This is a genomic window from Bradyrhizobium sp. CCBAU 53421, assembly GCF_015291625.1.
Classification (GTDB): domain Bacteria; phylum Pseudomonadota; class Alphaproteobacteria; order Rhizobiales; family Xanthobacteraceae; genus Bradyrhizobium.
The window spans coordinates 8,068,247-8,083,358 of record NZ_CP030047.1 but is presented as its reverse complement, the minus strand read 5'-3'; the positions used below and the strand labels follow the sequence as shown (position 1 = coordinate 8,083,358).

12 protein-coding genes and 1 riboswitch are annotated in these 15,112 nt (G+C 59.4%); of the genes, 6 read left to right on the top strand and 6 right to left on the bottom strand.

What is annotated here, in order from left to right; translation table 11 throughout:
* Nucleotides 1-6: 6 nt before the first annotated feature.
* From XH92_RS37520 to XH92_RS37500, 5 genes are all read right to left on the bottom strand, one after another.
* Nucleotides 7-432: a histidine kinase gene (locus XH92_RS37520; protein WP_194456542.1), complete on the bottom strand. Its 426-nt coding sequence runs from the start codon at nt 430-432 to the stop codon at nt 7-9.
* Nucleotides 433-434: 2 nt separating this feature from the next.
* Nucleotides 435-971, bottom strand: coding sequence for a hypothetical protein (locus XH92_RS37515; RefSeq protein ID WP_194456541.1), 537 nt, complete (start codon nt 969-971; stop codon nt 435-437).
* Nucleotides 972-1,004: 33 nt separating this feature from the next.
* On the bottom strand, nt 1,005-1,895 hold the full coding sequence (locus XH92_RS37510) for a hypothetical protein (protein WP_194456540.1): 891 nt from the start codon (nt 1,893-1,895) through the stop codon (nt 1,005-1,007).
* Nucleotides 1,896-2,011: 116 nt separating this feature from the next.
* Nucleotides 2,012-2,245, bottom strand: a complete 234-nt coding sequence (locus XH92_RS37505) for a hypothetical protein (protein WP_194456539.1) — start codon at nt 2,243-2,245, stop codon at nt 2,012-2,014.
* Nucleotides 2,246-3,494: 1,249 nt separating this feature from the next.
* Entirely contained in the window at nt 3,495-5,282 is a 1,788-nt protein-coding gene (locus tag XH92_RS37500; protein ID WP_371817877.1) for an HrpF/NolX family T3SS translocon protein, read from the bottom strand.
* Between the two features lie 905 nt (nt 5,283-6,187).
* Between XH92_RS37500 and XH92_RS37495 the strand changes: the two genes are divergently transcribed.
* From XH92_RS37495 to XH92_RS37485, 4 genes are all read left to right on the top strand, one after another.
* Complete coding sequence (locus tag XH92_RS37495; RefSeq protein ID WP_194456538.1) at nt 6,188-7,141, top strand: class I SAM-dependent methyltransferase; 954 nt, start codon at nt 6,188-6,190, stop codon at nt 7,139-7,141.
* 420 nt (nt 7,142-7,561) lie between these two features.
* Nucleotides 7,562-7,778, top strand: a riboswitch (cobalamin riboswitch).
* A gap of 209 nt (nt 7,779-7,987) precedes the next feature.
* Nucleotides 7,988-9,820 (top strand): ribonucleoside-diphosphate reductase subunit alpha, encoded by a 1,833-nt coding sequence (locus XH92_RS37490; protein WP_246787975.1) that lies wholly within the window; start codon nt 7,988-7,990, stop codon nt 9,818-9,820.
* On the top strand, nt 9,811-9,948 hold the full coding sequence (locus tag XH92_RS43455) for a hypothetical protein (protein ID WP_246787974.1): 138 nt from the start codon (nt 9,811-9,813) through the stop codon (nt 9,946-9,948). Before XH92_RS37490 ends, XH92_RS43455 begins: the two co-directional genes overlap by 10 nt.
* Nucleotides 9,949-9,994: 46 nt before the next feature.
* Nucleotides 9,995-10,882: a ribonucleotide-diphosphate reductase subunit beta gene (locus XH92_RS37485; RefSeq protein WP_371818111.1), complete on the top strand. Its 888-nt coding sequence runs from the start codon at nt 9,995-9,997 to the stop codon at nt 10,880-10,882.
* Between the two features lie 1,948 nt (nt 10,883-12,830).
* Here the strand turns inward: XH92_RS37485 and XH92_RS37480 are convergent.
* Complete coding sequence (locus XH92_RS37480) at nt 12,831-13,508, bottom strand: nodulation protein NolW (RefSeq protein ID WP_246787972.1); 678 nt, start codon at nt 13,506-13,508, stop codon at nt 12,831-12,833.
* 189 nt (nt 13,509-13,697) lie between these two features.
* Between XH92_RS37480 and XH92_RS37475 the strand changes: the two genes are divergently transcribed.
* Both XH92_RS37475 and sctJ read left to right on the top strand, forming a co-directional pair.
* A complete protein-coding gene (locus XH92_RS37475) occupies nt 13,698-14,216 on the top strand; it encodes a nodulation protein NolB (RefSeq protein WP_246787970.1) in 519 nt (172 codons plus the stop codon).
* Nucleotides 14,217-15,092 carry a type III secretion system inner membrane ring lipoprotein SctJ gene (gene sctJ / locus XH92_RS37470; protein WP_194456535.1) on the top strand — a complete coding sequence of 292 codons (876 nt, stop codon included), beginning with the start codon at nt 14,217-14,219 and terminating at the stop codon, nt 15,090-15,092. It abuts the gene before it with no gap.
* Nucleotides 15,093-15,112: the final 20 nt, after the last annotated feature.

Below are 15,112 nucleotides of genomic sequence, written 5' to 3'. Positions count from 1 at the left end.
AAAGCCTTATTGTTTGACCGGAGCCGGGCTGCCCCGCAAGGAAACATAGCGCTTGAAGGTTGCCTGCGCCTCGGCCATGCGGCCAGCCTGACGCAGAGCATGGCTGCGCAGCAGCAGCAATGGCAGGCGCGACGATGGCTCATCATCAAGCATGTCCAGCCTGTCCAATGCCGATAGTGCTTCTTCGCCGAGGCGCTCTGAGATGAGGGCATAGGCGAAGATGCGAAGCAGCTCGACGTCTTGAGAATGTTCGTGAACGACGAGCCGCAAGAGAGCCAGACTGTGTGCGCTCTGCCCACACGCAAGGTGGACATAGGAAAGCGCGCAGAGCAAATTGCGCTCGGGCCCAGAGATCGGAACTACCCGATCGGTTTTGGAAACATTCGACGACTGGGTCGGTGTAAAGTGCTGCACGTCGTGCGGATCGGGCATTGCTAGCCTTGGACCAAGCTGTTGTGATTCTGCCGGAGCAGGATTAACCGCCGCAGCTCCAGCCGCAGAAGCGCGGCTCCGTCGGCTGCGACCGAGCCCTCTGGCGCGGCTGACAGCGCATCGGCGAGACGCTCGAGGAGAAGGACGTGTTGCTCTGGACGTACAATATGCGAATGACGCAGGCGGGGTGTGACGAAGGAGAGCAGGCTATGCGCGAGATTGGGACCCTTCAGCCAGGTAAGTTCCGGACTTGTTTCGATCTTACCTGCGTGCTCGGGGGCATCAGTGGGATTGATCCGCGAGATTGGATCGATTGACTTGAGTGCGAGCGCGTCATCGATCGTGCTGGCAGCCAACCGCTCCTGCGCTTCGGGCTGTTGGACAACTGACGTGCGGCCCTTGCCGTTTCCAAGGACCTTGTCGATGCCGATGCTGCTGGCCTGAGGTGTGGCCGGGGCGATGACGGGCGCATGATGCTCGTTGTTAACTTCCTGAAAGGCAGTGCCAGGCTCTACGGACCGCTGCGGCAGCCTAGTCATGAAACGTTCCTTCGTTGGCCGCGGGCTAAAACTCTAATAAGACAAAGCAGCAAGCTGGCCATTGCGTGTCAGCAGCACACGTCCGTCCTCGATCTCCTTTACGATCCATCCATTGCTCAGGAGTGCACCTGCGAAGTACTTTTGACCAGCAATGACCAGATAAGGGTCGTTTCCGCGCCAAACTGCCTGGACTGCAATTGCGGGGGGCGCCTTCTCCTCCTTGATGGCGAGCGCGCTGACGAGCGTATAAGCACCATTGCTTTGGACATCGAACCGCTGCTGGATTTCCCGCCATTTAGCGAGCGAGGCAGGCGTAATAGTGCCATCGGCGGTCACAACACCTGGCCCAGAACCGATTTTGACGCCGAGTAGGCCCGCTGCGTCAACTTCCCCTTGCAGCCGTTCAGCCGCTGCCTCGGCGGCCGGAACATCGGGGGGCGCGAGCGCGATTTTGGGCGCGATGTCCGGGGCGGGGGACGAGGCGCTCAGCGCTGCGGCGCTGTCGATCTGGACAAGTCTCGTTGAAAGGGTGCCAACGGCGGCAGAACTGATGAGGACCAAGGCAAGCGGGATAATCGGTACATGCCAGCGCCCGGTAGAGCCGGCCTGCTGAGGGGCTTCGGTTGAGCAGCGAATGGACATCGTGCCCATATGGATGACGGCAGGAAGAGGGACAACAACGGGCTCATTTAGCGAAATAGGGTCGCGGCCCTCGATCGCGACGTTCGCGGCAAGGGCCTCGATCTCGATCGAGCTGACGTGCCAACTGACGCGAAGATGGTGCGGTTCAAGACCTTGCTCGATGAAGACCAAATCAGCATCGAGGCTGCTGCCAATCAAGCAGGGGCCGCTCCCCGCTTTGCCGGTCAGCCCGGAATAACACCCCGACAACACCTCGAATAGCGGGGAAGCTGGTTCATTCACGATCGTCTCCTGAATGAAGAACGAGACCGTACGGCAATGCCGTACGGTCTGTTGCGACTTCACAGATCATGCGGCCGGCAAAAGCGGGAGGATATAATTTCGTCCCGCTTCATCCGTTACTGTACCCGCTCGTCGGCCACTTTCTTGACGGTCGTGAGCTCTGTCGAGACGACGCGAAGTTCTACATCCCTTTCGGCAGCCTTCGTGCTGCTGGCAGTCAGGGCGGCGAGCTGCCTGTTGAATGCCGCTTCTCCTGCAGCTTCAGCAGCGGCGGAACCCGCGGCTGCAGTAACAGTACCAGCTGCGCCACCCGCCGTCGAGGCATGAGAAGCACCAACCTTACCAGTCATCTTGTTTCTCCTGTTCATTTGAAGATTGCCGCGCCTTGCGGCTCCGATTTTCCTGACGCCGCAACATGCGAGTCAGGAATCCTCCTCTGTCTCGGCCATGGTGTCGTTGAAACGATCCATTGCACTACTTACAAACTGGATAGCGACGTTGCCGAGAGCGGCGTTGAACGCTTGCTGCAAAGCAGCGGCTTGCGAGCCAGCGTCTGGACCGGACGCGCTGCCGCCATTTAAGGGAGCTCCTGCACCATGCGATTGGCCATGATCATCGTGTTCGCCAGGCGGCCGAGATCCCTTTTTGCCGCCGCCAGTCGCGTGGAGGTCAGTATCAAGGTGCCCAGCAGCGCTGGAGCTGGAAACGCGCATCGGGTTCTCCTACTTCAAAACTTCGTTCGCGCGGAGGAAGCGGGCTCCGTCACGTCTACTATGGAAGCATTAGCTTTCGACAAGCTGACGAGCCGCAGAAATGCAGTGAGCCAATCTCTTCGGTTTGCCTCTAGACACGCCGCTTCATATTTCGGCAGTGTGTCGGCGAAAGCCGCAGATCAGAGAGTTGGTACAAGATCTCACCTATGCGGCACTCGATGAGGCAAGCCGTTGTTCATCGGAGCCCAGCGTTGATGAGGGAATGAAAGCGCAGGACGGATCAAATGGACTTAGGCTTTGACGTGGCCCAATGAGGGGGGCCGCCCGGCCGGGATCCTTCGCAGCTTGTTCGGCAAATTAGTTGCCTCGACCCAGGCAGCGATTTGTCTAGATCCTGCCCGGGCAGGCCGGCAGGTTGAAGTTGCTCATGCGAGTAAGCGACAAGAGCGATCCCCTAGTCCCGCTCGTAGCAGACCCATAAAAAATGGACCACTTTCGTGGACAGCGATCAGGAGGTGCTGGAGAGACAAGGACTTTGAGCGTCACGTCCACCAATGTGCTCTCGATCCGACGACGTAAACCGGTCAGGTTTGCCGCTCCGTCCGGTTCCGTCGCGAGGTGAAGGCATCGACAAGTTCACCGTCCGCGACGGGTGGCGCAATCGCCCCCGCGAAATCTTCGCGGTGGCCAACGCGATGTGAGAACGCCCGTCGGGCGCTCGAGTGTAGCCGACAAATGCGCTAGTTTAGCTACGACAAACACGCTCGTCGGTGTAAGCACCGAATATGCTTGCGCGAGCTGCGCGGCGGGGACGACCCTACCGCGTGGTGGCCTCGCAAGCTAGCCTTTCGTCCAGCTTCATCCTGCGTCGATAGCGCCGCTACGACTAGGCGTAGGCACCTGCAGCTTGCGTGCGCTCGGATTCAATCCGTGCCTTGAGGTTATTCAGATAGTCCTCGGCGTAGGACTGGGCCATCGACACGGGCAGGTTGATGCCGGCCGTCGCCGCTTCTTGAATTGCCTGCTTCACCAAGCCTTCTCGAATCGCTATTTTGACCTCGGGGCCGGCGATGCAGCCCACGGCCTGCGCCGCAAGGCTGAGCCCAGCTTCCTCCAACGCCTTCTTCATGTTGCCGCCGCTGATTGCGGTGTGCAGAAGATTTGCAGCTTGCGCTTCGGCCTCGATCACCATTGAAGCAAGATCGGCCAGTTCGCCGAGCCCTGGAATGAAGCCGAGTACACCAACGGCCGTCGCTGTCCAGTCGAGTACCTTCGAGCCTACCTTGAGCACGTCATTGAGCGCGTGCATGAGGGCGCCACCGTTCTTCTTGGGAGACTTGATGTCGGGCTGGTCAGCCACGCCAATCATCATGTCCGCCGTGGCCTCCTGTTCGGCCGGCGTTTGAGCGGCATGCGTTTTCAATTGCGGAGCGGCGCGGTTCGCACCCGACATGTTGTTGAAGAACTGGTTGAAATCGCTTCTGCTGATGTTTCCCGAATCAACCGTATGGCCGCCGCCGAAGTCAAAAAACTTGTGGTGGGTTTTGTAGCCAGTAATCGCGTTGTTCATCAACCCGAACAGCACAGGATCCGAGAGCAGCTGGGAAGCTGCGCTTCGTACCTCGAGGGAAAGGCTCTTGTCGTCCACCATACTCACGAGCTTTTCCCGGGTCAGATCGCCATTTCCAAAGAAAGCGTCCTGGTTCTTGTTGATTGTGTTTAGTGTGCCCAGCTCGTCTCGAGTGAGACTCATCGATGAGGAAGCGACCTGCAGGAAGTCCTCTTTGTGGACCTGATCTATCGAGCCGCCGTACAACTGCTTCCATTGATTCGGGTGGTCGAGAAAATACTGAGCCGCAGCGAGGACCTGTGGGGGGCATTTGCCAATGTCGGCATTGCCGTCCACGATGTGCCTAAAATCCGCAAGGCTCAAGTTCTTGGGCAGGTTATCGGAATAGCGGTAGAGTTCGCGCAAGGCATCGGTCAGGTTCATGACCGACGGCTCACCGTTTCCGGAACCGTCGGATGGCATGTAGTTCTGCTCGTAGGTCCGCGCCCGCTGCTCCTGGAACGCGGCAACTTGAGGGTGATGATCGGAAAATCCGCAGAGATCGCCGGCTTTGATCCTGCCGCCGCAGCGGCCGTCGCCTTGCGAACCGATCGCATAGAAGAGCTCCGGGTCCTGTTGCAGTGCCTCGATCGCTGCCTTTAGATCCGGCGGTGTCGAAGGATCGTTGGCCAAATCTCCCAGAGACTTCCAATCAAGCGGGCATTTGTCCTTGTGGCGGTTCAGCACAGAGACAATCTGCAGTTCCGCATTAGTCAGCGTGCCACCGTTCCAGGTGATCCTTGAGCTTTGTACGGGCGCTTCCGCAATGATCGGGCTGCCGGCAGCAGAGGACGGCGGTGGGTCATCCTGATATGCATCTAATGCTGCCCTTATCTCTGGTGGCAGGATATTCCGTGCCTCCTGCGTGAGTTCCTCCGTCAGTTGCTTGGTTGATTCTGTGGGGGCCGGTTCCTGCGGTGCTGAATGATCGCTGGTCGTGTCTTTCGACGTGAGGCTGCCCAGCATCGCCTGAAAGCTGGCAAAGTCCTGCGCCGAAGAGGGCGGGGCGGGCATTCCGGAGAAAGCCAAAGTTGAGTTGGCGGTTGGCGATAGGTCGACTGACATTACACGTCTCCGATAAGAGTGCACCACAAGACGGTCACCAGCGCGGCCCGAGATCGCGACGAACAAGGAGTGTTGATCGGCAGAGTTCAACAGGTCCTATCACTTGCGTCCTGTTGCTCAGTGCGCCTTCAGCGCTCTGTTCCGCGACCATCTATGGGAACACCGCCGTCTAGATATTCACGCCGTATGATAAAACGGACAACCTTTCGAGAAGCTGACGGCGCTCAGACGATTTCAAGGTGAGCTATGAGATAGCCTTCCAAGCAAGGGGCCTGGACGTATTTCAATGCCGGTGCGAGCTTCGTTTGGTTGCGTTCGCCTGGCCTGGTGCCATGTCAGCGAGTTAAGCTCCTGATCCAAAACCGTGTAACTGTAAGGCGCCGATGGTAGCGTCGGCGGCGCCGCCGAACGTCCTCACGACGTCAGGCAGGTGAAAACAGTAACACAGCTCTTTCCTCAAGATGACAGCCTCCGAGATCGCATGGGTATACCTGTTGTCTTCACGACAGGATCGGCACCAAAATTTGTCCCAAATTTAGAGGCCGATGCGTCTTCCTAAATGGAAGCCAGCGGTGATCATGAGGTAACGACGCTCGTCAGCTTCCGGTCAGCTCGCTTCTCTAATGGGCTGGCGCATTCGCGCTCGCGAATGCTGCCAATCTTATCACGCGACAGAAACGGTTCTTGTCATGTTGCCTGCCGTCGCCTCGACCGCTCTCAACTCGGCCGAATGTATCCCCAGCGGCTGTTCATCGGTACGGGACCAGTTTCATGATAGTCTTGCGCAGGCGGTGCTCTTGTCCGCTTGCCGCTTCTGCTATCGCACCGTTGGATGTAAGGCCAACCTGTATACCAAAGTGCGGGCGAGTACGAAGGCACCTGCCGTCGACTAGCTTGCAAACGAGATGGGAGAAATTGCGTTGCGGGTAGATTTTTCGCGTATTAATCGGTCTAAAGCTATATTCTATGATATTTATGCTTCTGATGATCCGAGGGCATATTTCTCAATCCTCGGAGACTTGGATTATATGATCCCGGACGTCTCTGAGCCGGTTGTGCGCCAGATCCTGGCAGCGAAAGCTTCCGCAACCGGCCTTAAGCCCGTCGTGCTCGATGTTGGATGTTCATACGGCATCAACGCAGCGGTGCATCGCTTTCCGCTGACCTTCGGAGGCTTGCGTCACCGCTACGCCCGGCGTGAGATGAGGGCGATCAGTTCTGAGACGCTGGTGAGTCTCGATCGCAGTTTTTATGCAGCCTGGCCTGATGTCGGGTTGGCGCGCTTTATCGGCCTCGATGTGTCGGCACGGGCGATCAGCTATGCAAAGAGTGTTGGCCTCTTGGAGCAGGGCATCGTCGCTGACCTTGAAAAGGAGGCGCTATCGACGGACAGCGCGCGCATTCTCCGCTCCGTGGATGTTATCATGTCAACCGGATGCATCGGCTACGTTACCGAGAAGACGTTCAGCGAGATTCTCGATGCGACAGAGAAGCAACCATGGATCATCTCCTTCGTGCTACGAATGTTCCCATTTGAATCTTTGGCCGAGGCGTTTGCAAAGCGTGGTCTTGTGACAGAACGTCTTACCGGCGTGACGTTCATCCAGCGTCGCTTTCGCGATGCTGAAGAGTTTGAAAGTTGTTTGGCCAGCTTGGCGGCCCTAGGTGTGGATGCGACCGGCCTCGAATCAGAGGGGCTGTTTCATGCCGATCTGATCTTGTCTCGCCCAGAGGCGGATGCACGGGCCACGCCTCTGGAAGACGTTGTCACCGTCGCCAGCGGCAGGGGACGTCCGATTGGACCCCGTTACGTTCATGTTGAAAGCGACGAGGGCTTGCAGGTTGCGCTGGAGCCCTGACAGTTAAGGACCACAGTGCAGCGCGCGAGTCCTTCGGCGCTGGATCAATACGTCGAAAAACAAAGCCATTCTGGTCGAAGGCGTGCCAGAGCCGACGTTGTTCGCCGACGATGGATAACGACTTCGTCCAGATGCCATTTGTCGCCGCGAGCGGGGAGCGCTGCGATTCAAATCTAAGAGCGCCTTGCCGCCGAATTCCCTCTCCAATGACGCGCGGTTTCATAGATCGCATCAATGCGACACGTGGGCCAGAATTTCCTCGACTATGCGCAAACTCGACGGAAACTGGAAAGGCGGCCCAACGGCATCTCCAATCATCTGGAGCGAAAGTGACAGCGGCGATAGCGTGGTCCGGGCGATCGGTATGTTTTTGCCTTCTAAATCTCGATCTCTCCAGTTGACGGTCCGGGCGAGTAGTGCCTATCTGTAGCCAGTCACGGTCTTCCGCCCCCCACACCTTGTAGGTCGGAAGCTAAGAGGGAACCCGGTGCGCCAAAACGGCAACTCCGGGGCTGCCCCCGCAACTGAGAGCGGCGAGCGGTTGTCATCATGGTCACTGGCGCGACACAGCGCCGGGAAGGCCGACGGCCGCAGTGACCCGCGAGCCAGGAGACCTGCCGCGACCGAACGAAAGTCCTCGGGCGGGGTGCCCCGGTGGGTCGCTTGCAGCCGGGGACATTTGCCCGGATTCCTCGCAAGTTGTCCGCGCGGCCCGCGCCTCACATCGCGGGGTTGCCGATGTCGCCGTCTTACAATTTCGATCAGGAGGGTCATCTCATTGAGCCGTCGCATGTGCGGGCGGGACCAGCGCAGGCAAGGCCTAGCCCGCCTGAGTTGTGTCGTGTCTTGCCATCGCCGGCTCCGCTGCCGCGCCCCCTTGCGCCATCGCCAAGGCCGGCCGATCTCAAGCTCGATCGGACGCGCGACGACCTGTTGACGCCGTTCGGCAAGCTGACGGTGACCGACCGTTATCTGCTCGCCGGCGAATTGCTCCAGGACATGTTCGCGCGGGTGTCTTGCGCCTTCGCGGATGATGTTGCGCATGCCCAACGTCTCTATGATGCGATGTCTCGGCTGTGGTTCATGCCGGCCACACCGGTGCTGTCCAACGGCGGCACCACGCGCGGTCTGCCGATCTCATGCTTCCTTAACTCGGTGTCGGACTCGCTCGAAGGCATCGTCGACACCTGGAACGAGAATGTCTGGCTTGCCTCTAACGGCGGCGGCATCGGCACCTACTGGGGCAACGTTCGCTCGATCGGCGAGAAGGTGAAGGGCGGCGTTACCTCAGGTATCATCCCGTTCATCCACGTCATGGACGGCCTGACATTGGCGATCAGCCAGGGCTCGTTGCGGCGCGGCTCTGCGGCGGTCTATCTCGATATCCACCATCCCGAGATCGAGGAGTTCCTCGAGATCCGCAAGGCGTCCGGCGACTTCAACCGCAAGAGTCTCAACCTGCACCACGGGATCAGCGTTACCGACGCGTTCATGCGTGCCGTGGGCGCCGGCACCGCGTTCGCTCTGCGCAGCCCGAAGACCAACGATGTCATCCGCGAGATCGACGCCCGGCAGCTGTGGCAACGCATCCTGGAGAACCGGCTTCAGACCGGCGAGCCTTATCTGTTGTTTATTGACACCGTCAACCGGTCGCTCCCCAAGCACCAGCGCGAGCTCGGCCTCAAGGTCTCTACCTCCAACCTGTGCAGCGAAATTACCCTGCCGACCGGCATCGATCATCGCGACGAGGACCGCACCGCGGTGTGCTGCCTGTCGTCGCTCAACCTCGAGACCTGGGACCAGTGGAATGAGAAGCCAAGCTTCATCGAGGACGTCATGCGCTTCCTCGACAACGTGCTGACCCACTTCATCACGGTGGCGCCGGACGGCATGAAGCGTGCCCGCTACGCCGCCTTGCGTGAGCGCTCCGTCGGCCTCGGCGTCATGGGTTTCCATTCGTTCCTGCAGTCCAAGGGCATTCCGATGGAAAGTGTCGTGGCCAAGTCGTTCAATCTGAACATGTTCCGGAAAATCCGTCGCGATGCCGACGCGGCATCCGTGACGCTCGCGCGCGAGCGTGGGCCGTGCCCGGATGCACTGGAACGCGGTGTGATGGCGCGCTTCAGCCATAAGATCGCGATCGCGCCAACCGCCTCGATCAGCATCATCTGCGGCGGGACCAGCGCTTGCGTCGAGCCGATTCCGGCCAACATCTACACCCATAAGACCTTGTCCGGTGCCATCTCGGTGCGGAATCCGCATCTCGCCAAGCTGCTGGCCGCCAAGGGCGCAGATACTTCGGCAACTTGGCAGTCGATCATCGCGCACGAGGGTTCCGTCGCTCATCTCGACATCCTGTCGGAGCACGAGAAAGCGGTCTTTCGCACCGCCTTCGAAATCGACCAGCGCTGGATCGTCGAGCTAGCCGCCGACCGCGCCGCGTTCATTTGTCAGAGTCAGTCGATTAACCTCTATCTGCCGGCTGACGTCGATAAGTGGGACCTCCACATGCTGCATTGGACGGCATGGAAGCGCGGGGTGAAGAGCCTCTACTACTGCCGTTCAAAATCGATCTCGCGGGCGGCGTTCGCCGGCAACATCGCTGACGGCGACAAGGCGGCGCGGCCGCAGCCGGCGCAGCGGCGCGCTGACTATGAGGAGTGCCTCGCATGTCAGTGATCGATCTCTCATCCGTCGATCCACGCACACTGATCGGCAAACGGCGCGTCGGCCTCCTCGACTCGACTGGCAGCTATGACGTCGATCGCTACGCCTGGGCTTACGAGTTCTGGAAGCGCCAGCAGTAGACCCATTGGATGGGCGAGGAAGTGCCGCTTGGTGCCGACCTGAAAGATTGGGCGTCGGACCACGTTACCGACAGCGAGCGCGCTGCTCACTCAGATCTTCCGTTTCTTCACTCAATCGGACATCGAAGTCGGCGATAACTATCTTAGGCGCTACATCCCGATCTTCCAGCCGCTCACCATCCAGATGATGATGGCGGCCTTCACCAATATGGAGACGGTCCACATCGACGCCTATGCGCTGCTGCTCAAAACGCTCGGCATGCCCAAGACCGACTTCGAGGCATTTCGCGGCTATTCCGAGATGCGTGCCAAGGCGGACTACATGCACGAGTTCGGCGTCGACACAGTAGCCGATGTCGCCAGGACCTTGGCGATGTTCGGCGCCTTCACCGAAGGGATGGCGTTGTTCGCGAGCTTCGCGATGCTGCTCAATTTCCCCCGCCACAGCAAGATGAACGGCATGGGACAGATCGTAAGCTGGTCGGTTCGCCACGAGAGCCTGCATTGTGAGGGCATTATCAAGCTGTTTCACGAATGGAACCGTGAAACCGGCGCCGTGACGCGCTCCGTCCGTGACGATATCGTCGACGTCGCCAAAACCATGGTGAAGCTGGAGGAGAATTTCGTCGACCTCGCCTTCGGCCTCGGCAGGATCGAGGGCATGAGGCCTGAGCAGATCCACACTTACGTCCGCTATGTCGCCGACTGGCGACTGACCCAGCTGCGGATTGCCCCGGTCTTCGGCTTCTTCGAAGCCAAGGAGGGCGGGTTCACCCAGCTCAAGGCGCATCCGCTCCCTTGGCTCGTCGAGATTCTCAATGGCGTCGAGCACGCCAATTTCTTCGAGCAGCGCGCCACGGAGTACTCCAAGGCGGCGAGCCGCGGCAGCTGGGACGGCGAAGACGGGGTGTGGGCAGCTTTCGGCCGGACGTAGCCAGACGGAACGGCGCTTTGGAGCGCCCGTCCGCGCATTTTCGGACATTTGCGAAAGTCGGCTCTGCCGCTGATTGCGGGGCCGCAGCGGACGTCAAGTGGCATGATCTATGCCGCTCCAAATCGTGGTCGCGGGCCTTCGGGACGGACGTGCCAAAGTGGACGTGTCGAGCACACCTAAGGTGTCCGCCAGTATCGGAGTTTGTCAAAAACGCTCCGGGTGGGCTGAGCAGAGGCAGCGCGGTATCGGGCAACCGATCGAAGAAAACAGCGCCCGTAGATGCCGATGCGCAATTGACCTCAATTGCAGTTTTCACGAGGCGCGCGACGTAATCGATGTCCACGCGGTTTGCGTTAAGGCCGCCTGCAATGCGGCTAAAGATGAATTGATTGCACGCTCGCCGTCCTTTTGGGAAGGGCGGACGGAAACGGTTTTACGCACCTTGGCCAAGGGGACGCGGACAAGCCTGACTTGAATGCTGCGGGCCGGCGGCTGTGTACGTGACAACCACGCGTGATGGTCAAGGTGGCCGACTCCGTGGTGTCGATCCACGTAAAGTGCAGGGCGGAGAAGGCAAAAGTAAGAAGAGGGCGCACGGGTGATCGTTTGTCTCTCGCCGTGCACCTATCTTGACGTGACCATGTCACTGCACTGATCGATTGGGCCTTAAAGAGGGGCTTGGCAATTCTTCGCCGGCCGCGGGCCGTCACCGACTGCTGTTGCCGTTCGCAATTTCAATCTATCGGCGCCACGGACGTGGCCCTGCCGAGGCACGGGCCATGGTCGCTAGCGGGCAGGTGGATCTTCCTCAGAGTCTGCAGGTCGATCTTCAGCCGGCTCTTCAGGCCAAAGGGTCGGATCCAGCGAAGGTGCGAGACGAATGAAGCCCTCGTCTCTCTTCGGCTGTGTGAGGCACCCCGAGAAGGGTGAAAACCTTTGTGGGCTGCTCCCTGCTCGGCTTCACTCCGCTGCGCTCAAGCATATCGATCTCAGCGTCTGTGGCTGTTTGGCCGGTGAAAACCCAGTAATCCTTAGCGAGACGTCCGTCCACCATGCGGAACCTGGAAAGTTCTGGTAGTGTGGCTTCGGAAGGACCTGCCTCGGACGGCCCGGCTTGCAATGGTCGAGCGTGGGAGGGGCCGGCGTGGTACGGTCCGGCCTGCACAAGTCCGGCGTACGATGGCCCTGCATGTGATGGCGATGGCCCCGCGCCCGAAGGGCCAGCATCCACATTCTGCCATATCAGATCCTGATCGACGTCAGGATGAGCCTCAATCGCCTGGGCGATCGTCTGCTGAGACAGGGGCTGCGGAAAGCTTTCCAGTTCTGGCGCGATGTGGTCCGCAGTTGGCGTATGCGGATTATCTTCCCAGCCCAGGTCGGTCGACGGATGCGCCAAATCCAGGTACGGCGAATAGGGGCGACCAGCATCCAGGTATGGTGAATAAGGATGGCCTGCGCCCAAATATGGCGAATAGGCGTCCCCCTGCAGCACTGGAGGGGTAGCATGTTGTGGCGGAGCACTAGCTTGCGCGCCACTCAGCCGCTGCTCAAAGCCGGGCGCGTCCGTGAACGGTTCTGGTGGTTCGGGCTCTGGGCCCGCATTAGCTGGACCGATTGCATTGAAATCCATCCTGTCACTCCTTTCCCATGATAAAGCGGATCAAGCGAGACGAAAGCTCATGTCCTCCGGCTCCGAGGCGACTGATACGGAAGCTTGCGTTGACCTTTGAGCCCCGAGCTTCCGGCAAAGATGACGCTCACCCGCTTCCGCTCGCGCCTAGGGGAAGCTGGTTGTCCACATCCATTGCGCTCGGTAGAAGGCGCCGCCATCCAGATGTCCGCAAGCTCCTGCTGGAAGCATTAGCTTTCGAAAGGCTGACGATCAGACGGATTGGGCCAATGCAGACCGGATCGACTTTGGTTGAAGGTGCCTCGCATCGGTTGGTCACCTCTGGCCCGTGCCAGCTTCGCGCAGGGCGCCGTCCTGATGCGGCGCGTCGGGCGAATAATGCGCTTCCGGGCGTCCGTCCCGAATAACCACGCTCGAGGAGCCGCGAAACAACATCAAAACCGAATCCCGCGGCGGCCTTTCGGCGGCGGCCGGATTGCGCCGCGCCTGTACCTCCGCCACAAGGCCCTTCAACGTCTGGTCCACTAGCGCGATGAAGCGTGGCGGGCCCGAAGCCAGCACGAGGCCATCGCCCGGAGCAGGTTTCACGATATAGCGTTCATCGGAGATGTTGAGCGCATCTAGCGCGCTCTTAAACGCATCGAAGCTGATCGGGCTCAACACCATCAGTCGGCTTTGCGCCTCGTGGGCCGCAGATATGTAAAGTACGAGGCCGTCGTAATACCATTGAAGATTGTAAAGGTTGGTCAAACGATCGAGGAACTCGCGCGGTGGCAGGTCCGGCATTCGTCCGCGAATCCGGCCCTTCACTTCAGTGCTGACATTGACCCTGATATTGAGATTGTTGCCAAACTCCTGCAGTGCGGCAGAAAGGTCTTGGTCCAGAACCGTGTAGCTATAAAGGGCCGACGGCAGCGAGAGGGGGGCGCCAAGCGCGCTGACCATTCCAAGACAGATGAAACCTCCGGCGTAAAGAATTCTCTTCAATACCATCGTGGATCGGACAAACATTTCCTGAAGGCCTTCTGAGAATTAAACTTGGAATTCGGTCTAGCCTGGACGCCAAACGTGATCTTTAGATGACGCAAGGCGGCGCATCCTCGTCAGGTTTTCGTCAGCTCACCGTTCTACGATCTTGATCCGTTCAGTGGTTGACAACGCCTGGTTTCATCAACGAGCGCAATGACTCCTTATATGATGTTAGGCGCAACGCCGATCTCACCCAATTCAGCCGACTGTCTTGCCAATGCCTGCTCGCCGGCAGCTGCCGGCGAGCAGGCCCACTTTGAGCAGTCTCTTGCACAAGCGGCCTCCAACCAGAGTGCCACCTCATCGGTCGCAGATAGAGCCGCAGTCATTCCGCCGGTATCGGAAGTGCAGCGCGCGAACACGCTGGCGAATCCGCCGGGTGATCGCATCCTTGAAGCGCTTTCCAGCATGTACCACAGCCATGTCGGTGCTCCGGCGGCCGGTAATGTGTCGTTTGCGCCGAGCGTCATCCAGCCTGGACCTGCCGCGCAGCCGCTATTGCAGTCGCTCGACATCGGCGCGCATGCGACAGTTAAACCGGTAGCTGCCGATTTCGATTCGATGATGGTGAATCTGCGGGATGTCTACCGGGACGTCGTTCAGGTGTCCCTTGTCTCTAAGAGCACCAGCGCCGTGAGTTCGTCGCTGAACAAGCTGCTATCGGCGGGCTGAATGAGGCTGATGCCTGGGGTGATGCGCAGTGCGGGCAGCGGCAGCCGTCGATCGTGGCGACGGCTTCGCGTTTGCCTGGCTCTGCCCCTTCTTGTTCCGTTGCTCGGCTGCAAAGCTGACCTCTACAGTAAGATTCAGGAGCGTGAAGCCAATGAGATGCTTGCGCTTCTACTTGGCAAGGGTGTCGATGCAGCTCGTGTTGTCGCCAAGGATGGGACCAGCACGATCCAGGTCGAGGAAAGGCAGCTCGCCTATTCGATTGACTTGCTGAATGTTGAGGGGCTGCCGCGCCAATCTTTCAAGAATCTTGGCGAGGTATTCAAGGGATCCGGCCTCGTTGCCTCGCCGATCGAGGAGCGGGCCCGTTACGTTTATGCCCTCAGCGAGGAATTGTCGCGTACCGTTAGCGATATCGACGGCGTCCTGTCCGCCCGGGTCCACGTAGTCCTTCCTAAAAACGATCTGTTGCGACAAGATGGGACCCCGTCCTCAGCGTCGGTTTTCATCCGACATGGCTCCAACGCAAAGCTCTCGGCGCTGTTGCCTCAGATCAAGATGCTCGTAGCCAACAGCATTGAAGGGCTGTCCTACGACAAGGTGGCTGTGGTCTTCGTGCCGGTTGAGCGAACTCCGCTTGAGCAGCCAGCGTCGCCGGCAGCCGCTTCAGCTCAATCCGCAAAATCTGCTTCAACGCCGTGGCTTGCGCTTGGGGTTGGTGGCGCCGGCGCCGTATTCGTCATTGCATCTTATGTGCTGCTCGGTGCGCGTCTTCGTCAGTTCGGCCAATCATCGCGCAAACTGATCACGTTCAGCAGGCGTTCGAATGTGCCCGCCGTTCAGGCTGCTGGTAAAAAGATCATGTCTGATGCGACATAGCCAGGACGTTCATGTCCCTA

Coding starts and splice junctions, on each gene's coding strand:
- XH92_RS37520 (WP_194456542.1), bottom strand. CDS start 432: ATGCCCGATCCGCACGACGTGCAGCACTTTACACCGACCCAGTCGTCG.
- XH92_RS37515 (WP_194456541.1), bottom strand. CDS start 971: ATGACTAGGCTGCCGCAGCGGTCCGTAGAGCCTGGCACTGCCTTTCAG.
- XH92_RS37505 (WP_194456539.1), bottom strand. CDS start 2,245: ATGACTGGTAAGGTTGGTGCTTCTCATGCCTCGACGGCGGGTGGCGCA.
- XH92_RS37500 (WP_371817877.1), bottom strand. CDS start 5,282: ATGTCAGTCGACCTATCGCCAACCGCCAACTCAACTTTGGCTTTCTCC.
- XH92_RS37495 (WP_194456538.1), top strand. CDS start 6,188: ATGGGAGAAATTGCGTTGCGGGTAGATTTTTCGCGTATTAATCGGTCT.
- XH92_RS43455 (WP_246787974.1), top strand. CDS start 9,811: ATGTCAGTGATCGATCTCTCATCCGTCGATCCACGCACACTGATCGGC.
- XH92_RS37480 (WP_246787972.1), bottom strand. CDS start 13,508: ATGGTATTGAAGAGAATTCTTTACGCCGGAGGTTTCATCTGTCTTGGA.
- XH92_RS37475 (WP_246787970.1), top strand. CDS start 13,698: ATGACTCCTTATATGATGTTAGGCGCAACGCCGATCTCACCCAATTCA.
- sctJ (WP_194456535.1), top strand. CDS start 14,217: ATGAGGCTGATGCCTGGGGTGATGCGCAGTGCGGGCAGCGGCAGCCGT.